This window comes from Virgibacillus xinjiangensis (assembly GCF_042643145.1).
Lineage (GTDB): Bacteria > Bacillota > Bacilli > Bacillales > Amphibacillaceae > Virgibacillus_O > Virgibacillus_O xinjiangensis.
Genome location: NZ_JBHRSA010000041.1, coordinates 145761 through 162470 on the forward strand (window position 1 = coordinate 145761; position 16710 = coordinate 162470).

General features: G+C 47.7%; 15 protein-coding genes. 2 read left to right on the top strand and 13 right to left on the bottom strand.

The annotated features are described in order from the left end of the window. Positions 1-612 carry a molybdenum cofactor guanylyltransferase gene (gene mobA, locus ACFOGI_RS10125; RefSeq protein ID WP_390271990.1) on the bottom strand — a complete coding sequence of 204 codons (612 nt, stop codon included), beginning with the start codon at positions 610-612 and terminating at the stop codon, positions 1-3. A 112-nt stretch (positions 613-724) separates the two neighbouring features. Here mobA and ACFOGI_RS10130 point away from each other — a divergent pair, with 112 nt between their 5' ends. Beyond that, positions 725-1450 carry a Crp/Fnr family transcriptional regulator gene (locus ACFOGI_RS10130; RefSeq protein ID WP_390271992.1) on the top strand — a complete coding sequence of 242 codons (726 nt, stop codon included), beginning with the start codon at positions 725-727 and terminating at the stop codon, positions 1448-1450. Between the two features lie 26 nt (positions 1451-1476). Here ACFOGI_RS10130 and mobB read toward each other — a convergent pair whose 3' ends face one another. From mobB to ACFOGI_RS10190, 12 genes are all read right to left on the bottom strand, one after another. Beyond that, on the bottom strand, positions 1477-1974 hold the full coding sequence (mobB, locus tag ACFOGI_RS10135) for a molybdopterin-guanine dinucleotide biosynthesis protein B (protein WP_390271994.1): 498 nt from the start codon (positions 1972-1974) through the stop codon (positions 1477-1479). Between the two features lie 2 nt (positions 1975-1976). Continuing rightward, a complete protein-coding gene (gene moaD / locus ACFOGI_RS10140; RefSeq protein WP_390271996.1) occupies positions 1977-2210 on the bottom strand; it encodes a molybdopterin converting factor subunit 1 in 234 nt (77 codons plus the stop codon). After that, positions 2207-2680, bottom strand: coding sequence for a molybdenum cofactor biosynthesis protein MoaE (locus ACFOGI_RS10145; RefSeq protein ID WP_390271998.1), 474 nt, complete (start codon positions 2678-2680; stop codon positions 2207-2209). Before ACFOGI_RS10145 ends, moaD begins: the two co-directional genes overlap by 4 nt. Then, the gene (locus ACFOGI_RS10150; protein ID WP_390272000.1) at positions 2673-3974 is read right to left on the bottom strand and encodes a molybdopterin molybdotransferase MoeA; all 1302 of its coding nucleotides are present in this window, start codon (positions 3972-3974) and stop codon (positions 2673-2675) included. Before ACFOGI_RS10150 ends, ACFOGI_RS10145 begins: the two co-directional genes overlap by 8 nt. 10 nt (positions 3975-3984) lie before the next feature. Beyond that, the gene (locus tag ACFOGI_RS10155; RefSeq protein ID WP_390272002.1) at positions 3985-4995 is read right to left on the bottom strand and encodes a MoeB/ThiF family adenylyltransferase; all 1011 of its coding nucleotides are present in this window, start codon (positions 4993-4995) and stop codon (positions 3985-3987) included. 40 nt (positions 4996-5035) lie between these two features. Next, complete coding sequence (gene moaA / locus ACFOGI_RS10160; protein WP_390272004.1) at positions 5036-6046, bottom strand: GTP 3',8-cyclase MoaA; 1011 nt, start codon at positions 6044-6046, stop codon at positions 5036-5038. A 115-nt stretch (positions 6047-6161) separates the two neighbouring features. Then, positions 6162-7649, bottom strand: coding sequence for a tetratricopeptide repeat protein (locus tag ACFOGI_RS10165; protein WP_390272007.1), 1488 nt, complete (start codon positions 7647-7649; stop codon positions 6162-6164). Positions 7650-7682: 33 nt separating this feature from the next. Then, positions 7683-8159: a hypothetical protein gene (locus ACFOGI_RS10170; RefSeq protein WP_390272009.1), complete on the bottom strand. Its 477-nt coding sequence runs from the start codon at positions 8157-8159 to the stop codon at positions 7683-7685. A gap of 52 nt (positions 8160-8211) precedes the next feature. After that, positions 8212-8898: a respiratory nitrate reductase subunit gamma gene (gene narI, locus ACFOGI_RS10175; RefSeq protein ID WP_390272180.1), complete on the bottom strand. Its 687-nt coding sequence runs from the start codon at positions 8896-8898 to the stop codon at positions 8212-8214. 47 nt (positions 8899-8945) lie between these two features. Continuing rightward, entirely contained in the window at positions 8946-9509 is a 564-nt protein-coding gene (gene narJ, locus ACFOGI_RS10180) for a nitrate reductase molybdenum cofactor assembly chaperone (RefSeq protein ID WP_390272011.1), read from the bottom strand. 310 nt (positions 9510-9819) lie between these two features. Further along, entirely contained in the window at positions 9820-11292 is a 1473-nt protein-coding gene (gene narH, locus ACFOGI_RS10185; RefSeq protein ID WP_390272012.1) for a nitrate reductase subunit beta, read from the bottom strand. Next, positions 11282-14965 (bottom strand): nitrate reductase subunit alpha, encoded by a 3684-nt coding sequence (locus tag ACFOGI_RS10190; protein ID WP_390272014.1) that lies wholly within the window; start codon positions 14963-14965, stop codon positions 11282-11284. Before ACFOGI_RS10190 ends, narH begins: the two co-directional genes overlap by 11 nt. Before the next feature lie 218 nt (positions 14966-15183). Between ACFOGI_RS10190 and ACFOGI_RS10195 the strand changes: the two genes are divergently transcribed. Continuing rightward, entirely contained in the window at positions 15184-16692 is a 1509-nt protein-coding gene (locus ACFOGI_RS10195) for a nitrate/nitrite transporter (protein ID WP_390272016.1), read from the top strand. Positions 16693-16710: the final 18 nt, after the last annotated feature.

Consider the following 16710-nt stretch of genomic DNA (forward strand, 5'->3'; position numbering starts at 1 on the left):
TCACCTGTCCCCTTCCCATTGATTGATATGATCTCCGTGGATATGCTGTTCGTAATCTTCCTGTCTATTGATATTGACGAACGGCTTGTCTACCTCCATCTTGACTTCTCTTATGTCCAATCTTTCGAGCAGCTGATGAACGGACCGCTTCCGGTTATTCAGTTGTTCTGCAATAATACCTTTCACAGAATGATGCCATACTGCGAATAGCGGCTGTTCTTTTTTTTCTGTTACCGGTACCACTGCCTGTATTCCTGGATGAATTTGCCGGACGAGTGGAGAGAAAATATCCTTTCCGACAAATGGTACATCAATTGGCAGAGTAAGGTACCATTCCGCCTTCATGGCACCCATCCCTGTGTAGATACCGGCAAGTGGACCTTCTCCTCTATATAGTTCCACATCTATTGCCACTTGTAACTCCGAATCTGCTTGAAAGCGTTGCTGCAGTTCCGGACTAGTCACAATCAGCAGTTCGTCCGTGTGCGGGGTGAGTGCATTTATGGAATATTGATAGAATGGCAAGCCTTCTCGTTGGGCAAATGCTTTCGGTTTGCCGAACCTGCTCGACTTACCGCCTGCAAGAATGATGCCAGCCAATTTTTCCTCCATTTGATCGGCTCCTTATAATGTTCATGATATCGTAAATTTTCCACTTACCGCAAGTTGGCACCCAGTGGTAGAATAGAAGTATGAAAATACTAACGTGTGGAGGGCTTCCTATATGCAAAACAACTTGGCAACAGTAGATTTGCCGAATCAGACAGAGCAACTTTCCGGTGATTTGAAAAGCTTGCTGGAATCCATCGGAACACTCAGCTCTATGAAAAAAGACAGCTACCTGTTCCATGAAGGCATGGATGCCCATGAAATATATCTGATCAGGTCCGGCCTGGTCCAAATAGATAAACTGACAGCTGATGGCAAAGAATTATCTTTGCGGATATGTAAACAGGATGATATTGTCGGGGAATTGACTCTCTTCAGTGATCATGCTAAATATTTTCTCAGTGCCAGAGTCGTCGAGCCTGGAGAGGTATTGGTCGTCAAGAAGCACATCCTGGAAAAGGAATTGATGACCAATGCCCCGCTGGCCATTGAGTTCATGAAGTGGACGAGCACCCATATGCGTAAATTCCAGTCGAAAATCAGGGACCTTCTCCTCAACGGAAAGAAAGGCGCCTTATACTCCACCCTCATTCGTCTGTCGAATAGTTATGGGACCCAGAAAGAGGATGGTATCTTGATTGATATGGTGTTCACCAATCAGGAGCTGGCTATGTTTTGCGCAGCTACCAGGGAGAGCATCAACCGCCTGCTCGTCGACCTTCGTAAGCAGGATGTCATTTCCATTGGCCGTGACGGCAGAATCCTCATTAAGAACATTGATCATCTTCGGACAGAGATCGGCTGTGAAAACTGTCCGATTGAAATTTGCAATATCAACTGATCTAGGGGCAGATACTGCCTCTTTTTTTATGATGTTATTCCAAGATAATCAATCAGCCATTCTGCCATTCTGTTCCTCTGTTGCCAATGGAAAAATGGTACCCCCGGGTCGCTGTCCAAAGGAAATGCTGAAACCACGGCAATTATATTCATCGCCTGCTCCAATAGTTTGGCCTCTTCCGCCGTCCGCAGCAAAATGATTTTCGGATAGTTTTCCCGCTTGAATCCTTCCACTACCAATAATTCAGTTCCCAGCAGTTCATAAATTTCCACCATCTTCCCCAACGACCAACCATCTGCCGAAGAGATTTGCAGCAAGCCTTCCCCTTCCACACCGGAAAACGCCGCACCTGCGTGCAAATGTTTAGCACTGTCGGTATCTTCAAGCCCCAATGGAAGACCGCCATGTCCATGGTGCTTGAGGGCTGCAGTGCTGATGCCGGTTTCCGAAAAAGCATGCACCAATTCGGATACGAGGGTTGTTTTGCCACTGTTCTTATAGCCGGCAACTTGAATTATTTGCATGGTTACCCTCCACTTACAGGTGGAATGAATGCTACTGTATCCCCTGGTTTCACTGTGTCTTCATCTCTGGCGTATTCTTCATTGACTGCCGCCATGGTCGATTCCAACCTGCCAAGTTGAAAGGAATCCTGCAGTCTCTGCTTTAATTCCTTGACAGTCGTCTCGCCCATCTCTACCTCCAGACGGTCACGTCCCGCCTCTTCCTGCAGTTGGGCAAACAATAATACGTTGATCATCCTTGATCCTCCTCCATTCTAGGTTTTCCTTCTGGATAAGGAACATTTTCCAGCTGGTCGCCGATCCATGTTTCTCCATCTTCCCAATGCTCTTTTTTCCAAATAGGCACAATCTGTTTAATCCGTTCAATTACATATTCATTTGCCTGATAGGCTGCCTTGCGATGCGGTGAAGAGACAGCTATCACCACAGCGGCTTCGGAAATATCCAGCTTGCCGATCCGATGGGTTACGGCAATTTTTGTATCGGGCCATTCAGCCTGGACCTCCTGGCCAATTTTTTCGAGCATTTTTATAGCCATCGGCACATATGCTTCATATTTCAAATACACCGTCCTTTTCCCTTTCGTCCATTCACGGACGGTGCCAATGAACGTGGTTATGGCACCTGCCTCTCTTCGCTCTACTTTCTTCACCAGCTCCTCCACCTGGATCGGCTCTTTGGTGATATCGAATAACTTTTCATCCATGTGTCCGACTCTCCTGTTCGTGTTGATGGAATAACGCATTGCTACTTCCCTCTTGATCTTCTAGCAGCAATACGGATACTTCCATGCCTCTTTCATACCCGCGGGTACCTCCGGGCAAAACAATCAGCACATTCGCTTCAGCCAGAGATGAAACGACATTTGATTTATCCAGCCCGCTTGGCGTAGCCACTAGTCGGCCATCCTCATATGTAAGACGCCCTCGGACAAACCGGTCAAAAGGGTTCGGTTTTGGGAAGTCAGCGCCAAGGACAGCAGTCTCCTCTTTTTGGAAAGGAAGCGGTGAATACAACATCGTACGGATGACCGGCCTTGTGAAAAGTTCAAAACCGACATAACATGCAGATGGATTACCTGAGAGCCCGAACAGCAACTTACCATCTTTCGCGGCTACTGTTGTGACACTCCCCGGCCTCATGCCCACTTTGTTAAATAGTACATCCGCTGAAAGAGATTCATAAATGGCTGGCAGATAATCGTAATCACCGACAGACACCCCGCCTGTCGTCAATAGGATATCCACTTCATCCATTGCTTCTTTCACTTGCTGCAAGCAAGTTTCAAACTCATCACTAAACTGACCAAAATAGACTGGTTCCGCTCCGGCCCTTTCTACTTGTGCTTGAACCATATAGGCATTGCTGTTCCTGATCTTTCCTGGCTGGACAGGTTCATCCACCTCCAACAGTTCACTGCCTGTTGCGATGATACCCACTTTAGGCTTTCTTGCAACAGGAACTTGTTTATATCCGAACGTTGCAAGGAGAGCAGTGATTCCCGGGTTGATCGGTGTTCCCTTTTTAGCGAGGACTTCCCCCTGCTCCGTATCCTCACCTGTGAACGAAATGTTATCACCGGTTTTCAGCCTGCGTTTGATTTGAATGAATGGTTTCCCATCCTCTTCAAACTCTTTAACCGACTCAAACATGATGACTGCGTCACAATCATCCGGTATCTGAGCACCGGTCATGATCCGGACCGCCTGAAAACTGCCTACGTTTCCGTCAAATACACTTCCAGCCCCGATTTCCCCTATGACTTCGAATGTTACAGGATTCGTGCTGGCAGCCTCTTCCGTGTCCAACGAGCGGACTGCGAATCCGTCATATGGGGACCGGTCAAAAGGAGGTACAGGGTGGTCGGCTACCAGACCCTGCCCAAGAAATTGTCCATAACTTTTGTCCAGTGGTACATGATGGACGTTTCCCGGCACAGCATATTCCATGACACGGTTGATTGCTTCATTCACTTTAATCGGTTTCCGCCGTTCTACCATTTTTCTCCTCCTAACCTATCAATTTATAATAGATGTTTTTAGCTTTTTCTATGGAATTCGTCCCATGGACCAACGCCCGGCCATCGTGGAAGAACACTAGCCGGCAGGAATCATACTCCATGGACAGCAAGAATGAATTGGACTTAACCGGGGCTATCCGTTCCAGTCGCCCGGATAGTTCCTCCAGTGAGACTTTACGATTTGGCCGGATTTGGACAGTATTCCTGCCGCAGAGCACTTCTGTTTTTGTCTGTGCCTCATAAGTTAAATACGGGTATACAGCACTTTCCCCACAGGATGGGCATGACTCATTTTTTGCCCTGCCCACCCCGATCGTCTGATAATGGTTCCTCCAGAGATCGAATGTCACCAGCTTGGCCCGGAGTGCCTCTTTATCTTCCACCAGCAGTTTCAATGCCTCTGCCGATTGATGTGCGACAACCATCTGGACCGCCGGTGATATGATACCGACCGAATCACAGGTTGCACCGGTTACTGGTACGGTATCCAGCAGGCATTGGAGGCATGGTCCCTCATCCGGCAGTACGGTATAGCTCATGCCCGTGCTTCCTACACAGGAGCCGTAAATCCATGGCACCCCGAGTTTTTGGCACACATCATTCAGAATGAACCGAATATCAAAGTTATCGGTCGCATCTATAGCAAGATCCGCTTTTTTGATGAGGGGCTCAAGAGACATACTGGTGGCATCCATGACATGCCCCTCGATTTCCGTTCCCGGGTTGATTTCTTGAAGCCTGGCCTTTGCCGCCACCACTTTGGGCAATTGCTCATTGGCATCAGAAGTTGTGAACAGCTGCTGACGCTGCAGATTACTGACTTCTACGTAGTCCCGGTCTATCAATGTCAATTTTCCGACACCAGCACGTACCAGATTCTCCGCATTGGCGGAGCCAAGGGCCCCGCAGCCGAGAATCAGCACATGCTTCTGACTGATCCGCTGCTGCCCGGTTTCCCCTATAGGCTGGAACAATGTCTGTCTGGAATATCTATCTGTCATGAGCCATTATCCTTTCCTCCATTTATCCGGGAACGCGGGATTACCCGCCGATATAAGACATTTCGATTTTCTTCCGGTTTCTCGCTGTTTCTTCTGTACGCTCGTCTGAGTAACGGTCCTCACGGTTTTTCCACGTAGGGACAATCGCCGACCGCAAGCCATCATCGTCTACACCGGAGCGGATTACTTCGCGCAAGTCCTTGCCGTCTGCAGCAAACAGGCAGGTATATAATTTTCCATCCGCTGCCAGCCTAGCCCTGGTGCAAGTAGAACAGAACGATTCAGAAACCGAAGTGATGAAGCCTACTTCTGTATCCGTTCCTTTGTAGCGGTAACGCTTGGCTACTTCTCCGATATAAGCAGGATCGACAGGCTCCAGTTCAAATTGATCGGACAATTGATCGAATATTTCCTTCTTGGTCACAACCTTGCTGAAATCCCAGCCATTCGACTGTCCGACATCCATGAATTCGATATAACGGAGAGTAATACCCTCTTCTTTGAAAAACTTGGCCATCGGGATGATCTGGTCATCGTTCATTCCTTTTTTGACCACCATATTGACCTTGACACCCAGGCCGACCTCTTTTGCTTTGCGGATCCCTTTCAACACGCGTTCAGGATTGACGCCACTGTCGCTGATCGATTCAAATTGCTTTGCATCGAGTGCATCCAGACTCACATTGACGCGGTGAAGTCCAGCAGCTTTCAATTTTTCTGCAGAATGCTCCAACAGAGAGGCATTCGTCGTCAATCCGATGTCCTCTAAGCCATCCAATGCAGCCAAGCGTTCCACAAGTATATGCAAATCCCGTCTCAATAATGGTTCCCCACCCGTGAGGCGGATCTTTTTTACACCCAGCTCTACAAAAATCCTGGCCAGCCTTTCAATTTCTTCAAAACTAAGAAGCTCATTCTTTGGCAGGAAGACATGGTCTTTGCCGAAGAGCTCCCTCGGCATACAATACCTGCACCTGAAGTTGCAGCGGTCCGTCACTGAAATCCTTAGATCATGCAGGGGACGGCCCAATTTATCTGTTAACATTGACATGGAATCTCTCCTAATTTAAATGCTTACTATCATGTTACCAACAACCTCACGAAATTGCAGTTAAAAAAGTCACAAGCCGGGGAAAGCCGGCAGCAAAAAAGACCGAGCGAATAAATCACTCCGTCTTTTGCAGTTTGACAAATTTGTCTTCGTATTTCTTTCTCTTTTTCTCGTTCGGATGACGGCTGTAAAACTCAATCAGTCCGGTGACCGCTTCTTGCAGAATGTCTCGGTTCTTGGTTTTCTCCAGCAGCTTATAGCCTCTTTCATAATAGGTTTCTGCTTTCTCCGGGCTTGGACCCGGCTTATTTTCATAACTGTGGCCAAGACGCATACAGGTCAAACCTGCTTCCTGCGGAGGAATGGGCTTGAGTTGTTCATAAATCTCCAGGGCCTCTTCATAATGGCGGACAGCATCCTCCCACTTTTCCTGGTCGAGTTCGTTGAAGGCAATCACCTGAAGTGTATCAGCATATCCTTGAGATTTCTTCCTCCCGTCTTTATCCAGAATATCAAGGAATTCACGGTACATGCGATCAGCATCTTCATATCGCTTTTCATTCGAATAGATCTCTCCTAGGGCATGAAGGAACTGCAGTCTGAGTTTCGGGAATTTTTCCGTCAGCTCCAATCCCTTTTCCAGATGCTCTTTTGCCTTCAGCATCTCACCAGCTTTGATGGACAATGTACCGACCTTGGAATAGGCATAAGCAATCATGAAATGGTCTTTGGTATAAAAGGTCTCAAGGCTCTCCAAAGCCCGCTGATAATATTTCAGGGAACGCGGATATTTCCCCATATTCTCATCCAACTCGCCGAGCATGAGATTGCCTTGGGCGATATCCAGGTGTTTATCCCCATGTATATCTGTCAGCAACTTCATTGCCTGGCGGATGGTTTTATGTGCCTGCTTCAAATCGATATAAAAATAGATCTCACCGATCTTCAGAAGGGTTCTTCCTTCTGCCTGCCTGTTCTCTGCTTGTTGATGCTCTTTCAGGATTTCCTTGTTCAATTCGAGTGCCTTCTGGTGGTTTTCCATCTGTATATAGACGTCCGAAAGCATATCGGCCGTTTGCGCAGATGCCGGGTGGGTCATCGGCACGGCCTTGCCGAAAAAATCAAGCGCCTGCTTCAGCTGTCTGGATGCGCCATCAAGATTCTCTTCATCCAGGGACACCTTGCCAAGGCTCGAGTAAATCATTCCATGCGCGAAATCATCGTTGAATTTCCTCTTTTCCAGCAGTTGAAGCAAATTGGCCAACTGCCTTCTGGCTTCAGCAAACTGCTGATACTCCCGCTCCAGTGCAGCATATTCTAGATGGGCGTCAATAACTGCTTCCATCTGGTCTTCCCCCAAAGACTTGGCCAAACGCAGTGCTTGCCGGCTGAAGTCCGCAGCTTTATCATAATTGCGAGTCCGGCTGTACAATTTAGCCAAAGCACTGAATGAGAGGAACAGCTCTTCTTCAGCCGCTTCCGTCCCAGCTGCCAGGAGATTCTCCATTTCCTCCGCTTGGTTAGCAGCCTGATCATATTCCTTTTTCATCACATTTGCCTTCAGTTCTTCCCTGAGGGATAGAAGTTTATTTACTTTCAGCATCAAATTCACAACCTTATTTCCAATATTTTTAGCTTAAAACAACAGATGGGCAGCAATGAGGAAAAACAACGACATGCCGAGGAACAAATGAATTTTCCGTTTCCTCCCGCTCGGCCGATAAAGGCGCATCCATCCCGTGACAACGACAGCAGCCAGTACAATTGCAGCCAGAACACCAGTGGCCATTTTTCCGTTCTGCCAGTAGAAGCCATACCGTACTAGGACAAATCCGGCATGGGTGAGAATCAGAAGTAAAGCCATGGTACCTGTCCAGCGGTGGTAGGGCAGGACCCTTTTGGAGAGATTGGCGAATCTTATTTTCCTGCGTCGCTCCCGGGAGTTGCGGATGGTGGAAAAAACAGCATGCCTCGTCCAGTTGAACAGGACGAACAGCAGGCCGAGAAAACCAAAGAGCACAGTCAGTCTTAGAGCCGGAAAGGAGCTGCTGGCAGCAACATTCCATACAGCCAGGCACAGCAAGGCCATATTCAGGTAAAACCATCTACTCACATCTACCCCTCTTTTCCGACTGCAAAAAGGTGCGGTGGATCTCCATTAGTATCTAAGCTTCTCTGCTGGAGATCCTTTTTTTATAAATAACATAATTCCTAGTCAGATAACGGAACGGGAAACTGAATACATGGACCAGTCTGGTGAAAGGCCAGACAACGTAGAGTGCAAATGTGGTATAGATATGTATCTTGAACCAGATCGGCACCTCCGCCATCAACTCTGGCTGTACCTGGAAGATGAATAATCCCCGGAGCCATGGTGCAATTGTCGTACGGTAATCAAATCCATGTGAATCCACATTGAGGGCAGTAGCTACCAGGCCGCTGATGATGACCAAAAGCAACCCGATCAATGTTACCCAGTCACCGGTTGATGTTGTCTGCTTGATCCGTTTTACACTTATTCTTCTATAGGTTAACAGAACTGCGCCGATCAAGGCAGCAATACCCGCAGGCATTCCGAATATAATGGCAACATTATGGTACATATGCTCGGTGATTCCCAGCATGTTATAGAAGCCGACCGGGACAATTAATCCTCCGACATGACCGGCAAGAACGAACAGGATTCCCCAGTGGAACAGGGTCGACCCGATCCGGAGCCGTTTTTTCTCCAGAAACTCACTGGATTTGGTGGACCATCCGAACTGGTCTTTTTGATAGCGGTAAATATGACCGCCGATAAAAATCGTCAGTACGATATAGGGAATGACTCCCCAGAGTACTAATTCCGTCATACTCATCTTAACTTGCCTCCTTCAGGCTAAGCAAAAATTCCGATAGATTATTTGGTAGCAGCTTTCATCTCTTCCTCTGCAGGGATCTGGACGCCGTTATTTTCCATATGGATCAGCAGTGCATGGAATAAAAGGACGTAGTAGTTTTCACTCTCTTCCAGAACGCCATGGATCTGTTTGATGGCAGCAGCATGCATGTCGAGCAGCTCATTACTTTTCTTGACTGGTACTTGGGCACAGAATTCAAGCATCAATGGCAGATAATCCGGCAGCTCATGATCCGATACATCAAACCCGGCAGATTCATAGAATTTCTTGAGCTTCAGGAGCTCAAGCCCTCTTTCCCTCTGTTCCCCCAGTTTGAGATAGGTGACATACAGATTGGTGATCCTGCCGAAGTCGAAATGCTCGACATAATAATCAATCCATTCCCCAAGTGGTGTGTTCCAGGCAATTTCCATAAACTTTTGCAAATCTTCTTTGATCTGTTGGTCTTCGATCGACTCTATCTCCGTTCGCAACACTGGCAATGTATCTTTCATCTGCTGGCTTGGGTAATGCAACAGGAAGGATAGAATCTGATAGATTTCCGTTGTTTGTGTCCGGTTCATTTCACTCATCCTTTATTAGCGAGCCTGGGACAAAACTGTTTAATCAAAAGAAAAAACGAACTAGCTAGCAATATTGTTAAGTGGGAATTGCCGCTTCGGAAATATACTCCGCTTTCCACGGGCGGCTGCTGAGCCTCCGAGTGCTATCGCACTTCGGGGTCTCACCTAGGCCTTTCCTCCCGTAGGAGTCTACGTATATTTCCTTCGCTAATTCAATTCATTGCTCATCTCTTGAGTAAAGCAATTTAGTTTGTCCCAAACTCTTTATCATTTAACTAAGACCGAATAAAATTTGTAAGGGCAGTCCTGCCTACGACAGGACGCCACAGCTTCCAGGTCCGCCGGCAAAGTCCAGTCCACATGCACCTTGCTCATCGTACAGATCTGCAACTTCCTCTTTATGGCTTTTCGGAATGACGAAGCGGTCTTCATATTTGGCAATTGCCAGAAGGCGGTACATCTTGCGAACATCGTCTTCCTCCAACCCAAGGTCTGTAATGGTTTCTTTATCAAATTTCTTACCGGTTGTCTCTGCCCGCATAAACCCGCGCATCACGGCCATTTTCTTCAGTACGTTGCGGATATGGTCGGTATCTCCGGCTGTCAGGAGATTCGCCAGGTACTCAATTGGAATACGCATGTTGTCGATAGCTGGGAAAATATCCTCTGTGTCTGCCTGGCTTCCCTTTCCTTCAATCATATTCATGATCGGGCTCAATGGTGGAATGTACCAAACCATTGGCATGGTGCGGTATTCCGGGTGGAGCGGGAGAGCGATTTTCCAGTCGATGATCATTTTGTAGAGCGGTGATTTTTGTGCCGCCTCTATCCAGTCCATCGGAATTCCTTCTTTTTTCGCTTCCTTGATTACTTCAGGATCATTCGGGTCTAGGAAAATGCCCAATTGTGCTTCATACAAATCTTTGTCATCTTCTACAGATGCAGCTTCCAGCACTTTATCGGCGTCATACAGCATGATACCGATATAACGGATACGGCCAACACATGTTTCCGAACAGATGGTCGGCTGACCATTTTCAATCCGCGGGTAGCACATGGTGCATTTTTCTGCTTTGTTCGTCTGCCAGTTGAAATAGACCTTCTTATACGGACAGGAAGTGACACAATGTCTCCATGCACGACAGGCATTCTGATCTACCAACACAATACCGTCTTCGTCCCGTTTATACATCGCACCGGACGGGCAGGAGGATACACATGGAGCGTTAATGCAATGTTCACAAATACGAGGCAGATACATCATGAACACATCTTCGAACTCCGTCTTGATTGACTCTTCCATCTGTACCACGTTCGGATCGCGCAGACCTGTGATATGCCCACCAGCAAGGTCATCCTCCCAGTTCGGGCCCCATTCCAGGTCCATGAATTCCCCTGTTACAGCGGATTTCGCCCGAGCTACTGGCTGGTGCTTCCGTTCCTTGGAATTGGTCAGTGTTTCGTAATCATAGGTCCATGGTTCGTAGTAGTCGTCCATTTCCGGCTGATTCGGGTTATAGAACAAGTTCAGCAGCCGGTTGGCCTTGGAACCGGATTTCAGCCGCAATTCGCCGCCGTCCAGTTCCCAGCCTCCCTTATATTTCTCCTGGTCTTCCCATTGCTTCGGGTAACCGATCCCCGGTTTCGTTTCCACATTATTGAAATACATATATTCTGCACCCGGTCGATTTGTCCAAGTGTTTTTACAAGTGACACTGCAGGTATGGCAGCCGATACACTTGTCAAGGTTCATCACCATACCTACTTGCGCTTTAATTTTCAAGCCAATCTACCTCCTTCATTTTGCGGATGATCACATTCAGATCCCGCTGGTTCCCTGTTGGGCCATAATAGTTGAAGCCGTAGCTCAGCTGTGCATAGCCGCCGATCATATGTGTAGGCTTCACATGTATACGGGTAGGACTGTTATGGGTGCCGCCCCTGTTCTTCGTCAGTTTCGTTCCAGGTGTATGGATATGGCGATCCTGTGCATGGTGCATGAATGCCATGGTCCTTGGAATCCGGTGGGATACAACTGCCCGTGCCACAACGACACCATTTCGGTTGAAGCATTCAATCCAATCATTATCCTCGATATCCGCATCTGCGGCATCGTCCTTATTCAGCCAGATCGTCGGCCCTCCGCGGAATAATGTAAGCATTGGCTGTGCATCAAAGTACATGCTGTGAATCGACCATTTATTATGCGGTGTCAGGTAATTAAGCGTAATCTCTTTTCCTTCTACCTCCGGACGGTTTTCCCTGAAAGGACGGTGGTTCAGAATCGGCTTGAATACTGCCATCGTTTCTCCAAATTCTTTCATCATTTCATGGTCGACGAAGAACGATTGTCTTCCAGTGATCGTACGGAATGGAATCAACTTCTCGATATTGGTAGTAAAAGGCGAATACCTCCTGCCTCCCTTTTCCGATCCGCTAAATGCCGGTGAAGTGATGACTGTCTTTGGCTGAGCCGTAATCTGGTCAAATGTGAATAATTCTTCTTCTCTTTCCTCAGCAAGGTCTTTCAGTTCCAGATCCGTTTTCTTCTCCAGTGCCTCCCATGCCTTGACTGCAACTTTGCCGTTGGTGGTGGACGATAGCATCAGGATTGCTTCACAGGCATCTCTTGCACTGGTGATATCCGGACAACCATCAGCTATGCTGCCATCTTGGAGAGTGCCGATGGTTCGTTTCACCTGCTCATATTCCTTCTCCATGTTCCAATTGATACCTTTTCCGCCATACGGCTGCTTGGCAATATTTGGACCAAGGGAGGTCATTTTCTTATAAACTTGTTTGAAGTCACGCTCCACCACATGGATCTGCGGCATCGTCTTTCCTGGAATCGGCTCGCATTCCCCTTTGGACCAGTCTTTGATTTCACCGAATGGCTGGGACATCTCGGCCGGTGTATCATGGTTCAATGGGGTAGCCACTACCTCTTTGATCGGCTCCATATCCAGCTCTTCCGCGAGGTCGGAGACTCCTTTCGCCACAGATTTGAAAATATCCCAATCTGATTTTGCTTCCCAAGGAGAAGCGATTGCGGGATTGAATGGATGGACGAATGGATGCATGTCTGTGCTCGAGAGGTCATGCTTCTCATACCAGGTTGCTGCCGGGAGAATGACATCTGAGTAGAGAGCAGTACCGGCCATCCGGAAGTCCAGGTTGATTAGCAGATCCAGCTTCCCTTCTGGTGCTTCCTCATGCCACTTGATCTCCTCGGGACGAAGGGTATCTTCATCCGAGTTCATCATACCGTGACTGGTGCCAAGCAGGGTTTTCAGGAAATATTCATGCCCCTTGCCGGAACTGGAGATAAGATTCGCTCTCCATACGAACAGGTTCCTTGGGAAATTCGCTTCATCATCCGGATCCTCTATTGCAAATTTAAGATTCTTATCCTTCAATTGTCCGGCAACATATTTGCCAATATCTTCAACCGTTTCGTTTCCTGCCTCTACAGCTTCTTTGTGGATATCTATCCCGTTCCGGTCGAATGTCGGATAAGATGGAAGCCATCCGAGCCTTGCTGCCATAACGTTATAGTCTCCATGGTGGTCATACCTTGCTTTTTCTACATTGGCAGCTGTCAGGTCACTTACTGGTGTTTCTTCGTAGCGCCATTGATTTGTCGCAAAGTAGAAGAAGGAAGTACCATTCTGCAATTTTGGTGGCCCGCCCCAGTCTTTCGCCGTGGCGATTGCACTCCACCCTTCAGCAGGCCGGAGTTTTTCCTGGCCTACATAGTGGGCCCATCCGCCTCCGTTCACTCCTTGGGCACCAACCATCAAGACAAGGTTGACGATCGCCCGGTAGATGGTATCGGAGTTGAACCAGTGATTGATCCCTGCTCCCATAATAATCATGGAGCGTCCGTTAGTATCTACTGCATTTTGTGCGAACTCCCTGGCAATTTTGATTACCAAAGAGCGGTCCACTCCGGTGATCTGTTCCTGCCATGCCGGGGAAAATGGAGCTATCTCATCATAGCTGGCTGCTGCTTCACCTCCAAGTCCACGGTCGATACCGTAGTTGGCCATCATCAAATCATAGACAGTAGCAACATATTGCACTTCACCGTCGATCTCTATTTTCTTCGCAGGTACTGCACGTGGAAGTACTTTCTTCGTATCATGATCGAAGTAAGGCATATCCACTTGGACAATCTCGTCCTCTTCTCCCAGGAAACTCAGTACAGGTTCAATTGCTTCGTTGGTGTTCTCATCCACCAATCGGAGATTCCATTTGCCCTGTTCGTCCCATCGGGAACCCATTGTTCCTTGTGGGATGGAAAACCCTCCAGTGCGCTGGTTGTACATCGCTGGTTTCCATTCATCATGCTCTGTCTTTATGCCCAGATCCTTTGCATGGAGGAACCGGTCAGCTGTCAGGCTGCCGTTTTGCTCTTTGAGCCTGACGGAAAATGGAAAATCGGTATAAGTCTTTGCATATTCTTCAAAATATGGAGTCTTCTCTTTATGGTAGAATTCGTTCAAGATGACATGCCCCATAGCCATGGCAACCGCACCATCGGTACCTTGTTTCACCGACATCCAGTCATCTGCAAACTTTGTGGATTCTGCATAGTCTGGACTGACCGAGACTACTTTTGTTCCTTTATAACGGGCCTCCACTAGAAAGTGTGCATCCGGTGTCCTGGTCATAGGTACGTTGGATCCCCAAGTCATGATGTAACTGGAATTGAACCAGTCGGAACTTTCCGGAACATCCGTCTGATCTCCCCAAATCTGTGGGGATGCAGGCGGTAGATCCGCATACCAATCATAGAAGCTTAGCATCGGTCCGCCGATCAAGGACATGAATCTACTTCCCGCTGCATGACTGATCATCGACATTGCTGGGATCGGAGAAAAGCCTACGTTACGGTCAGGACCATACTTCAAGGTCGTGTATAGGACAGATGCTGCCACCAATTTGGTCACCTCATCCCAGTCGGTACGGACAAGACCGCCCTTCCCTCTTGCCTGCTTGTATTGCTTCGCTTTCTCCTTGTCTTCCACAATACTTTTCCAGGCTTCCAGCGGGGTCTCATGGTTCTTTAATGCTTCCCGCCACATGACGAGCAGTTTTTTACGAACATAAGGGTACTTCACCCGAAGAGGACTGTATATGTACCAGGAAAAACTGGCTCCCCTCGGACAGCCGCGTGGTTCAAATTCTGGCATGTCCGGCCCTGTCGTCGGATAATCGAGCTGCTGCCCTTCCCATGTGACAATTCCATCTTTTACATATATATTCCAGCTGCATGATCCGGTACAGTTCACCCCATGGGTGGATCGGATTACCTTGTCATGCTGCCATCTTCTGCGGTAGACATTTTCCCAGTCACGATTTCCTTCTTGTAACTGGCTGTGATCATTTGAATACGTTTCTTTCGGCTTCAGATAGTTCAATCTCTGCCAAAGCGGGGATGGTTTCTTTTTCATGCTTGTCCCTCCAGACAACTGCTTTAAATGTTGTATCCCCATTGAACCACTCACCGGCTAATCCCGGTGTGAAGTTTTTCACACCCAAGAGATTTGTCACAGCCTGTTCACTTTTTCCATATTCTTCTGCATGACTGTGATGTTTTTCACAGATACTTAAAATGGTATTCGGTAGGCTTGCATTAAACGTATCTAAACCAGAAAGGAAAGAAACTCCTATGAAAAAACCTGGAATACAATTAACACTACAAACATCCAGTCTTGTCATCGGATTCATGATTTGGGTCATCATTTCCTCATTGATGCCCAGTATTCAGGAGGACATTGATCTGACTGCAGGGCAAGTATCCCTTGTTACGGCGATACCAGTAATTCTTGGCTCCCTGTTGCGAATTCCTATCGGATTCTATACCAATCGGCTCGGGGCTAGATGGATCTTCATCATCAGTTTCATCGCCCTCTTGTTCCCGGTTTTCTACATTAGTATTGCGGACTCATTTATGGACCTGGTCATCGGCGGCTTGCTGCTTGGTATTGGAGGAGCGACCTTTTCCATCGGTGTAACCTCCCTGCCAAAGTACTACCCGAAAGAAAAGCATGGCCTTGTCAATGGAATATACGGGGTTGGTAATATTGGTACGGCAGCAACCACCTTTGCCGCACCTGTTCTGGCTCAGTCCATCGGCTGGCAGGCTACCGTCCGCCTTTTCCTTGTCCTGCTTTTGCTTTTCATCGTATTGAACTTCTTCTTCGGGGACAGGAAAGAGACAAAAGTGAAGAATTCCATGGTGGAACAGATCAAAGGTGTCTATAAAAATGCGACCCTGTGGTTCCTGAGCCTGTTCTACTTCATAACTTTCGGTGCATTCGTCGCCTTCACGGTATTCCTGCCGAATTTCCTGGTGAACAACTTTGGTTTGGATGCTGTGGATGCAGGTCTCCGCACTGCCGGCTTCATTGCTGTTGCTACCCTGCTCCGCCCTGTAGGGGGTTGGCTTGCCGATAAATTCAACGCCTTCATTATTTTGATGATTGTATTTATCAGTGTGGCCTTATCTGGTATTTTGCTGTCATTTTCACCGAATATTGAATGGTATACAGTCGGAGCATTGGCAGTTGCTGTTACTGTCGGGATCGGTAATGGTACGGTCTTCAAGCTTGTGCCGCTTTACTTTTCTAAACAAGCCGGTATCGTCAATGGAGTGGTGTCTGCGATGGGGGGACTTGGAGGATTCTTCCCGCCGCTTATCTTGACGAGTGTCTTCAATATTACCGGCCATTATGCCATTGGCTTCATGCTGATGTCCCAGTTCGCCCTCGTGAGCTTTGTTATTGTTGTTTTCATGTACTACCAAGATCAGATGAATGTAGAGAGGCAGATAATCCAACATACCGCCGAAGGAATCATGGTGACGAACAGACAGGGAGTCATCCAAGATGTCAATCCCGCTTTCACCGTGGTAACCGGCTATACCAAGGATGAAGCATTGGGGCAGACGCCATCCCTGCTTCATTCCGGTGAACAGGATCAAGCATTTTATAGAAAAATGTGGAAAGATATTGAAGAGAAGGGGTTCTGGGAAGGAGAGATCTGGAACCGACGCAAAAATGGAGAAATTTACAAGGAATGGCTGACCATCAGTGCTATCCGTAGTGATGTGGGAACCATTAAATATTACGTAGGCATGTTCAATGATTTGACAGAACCCAACAGGCCAGCAGAGTAGTCGAACAAAAAGCGGAAG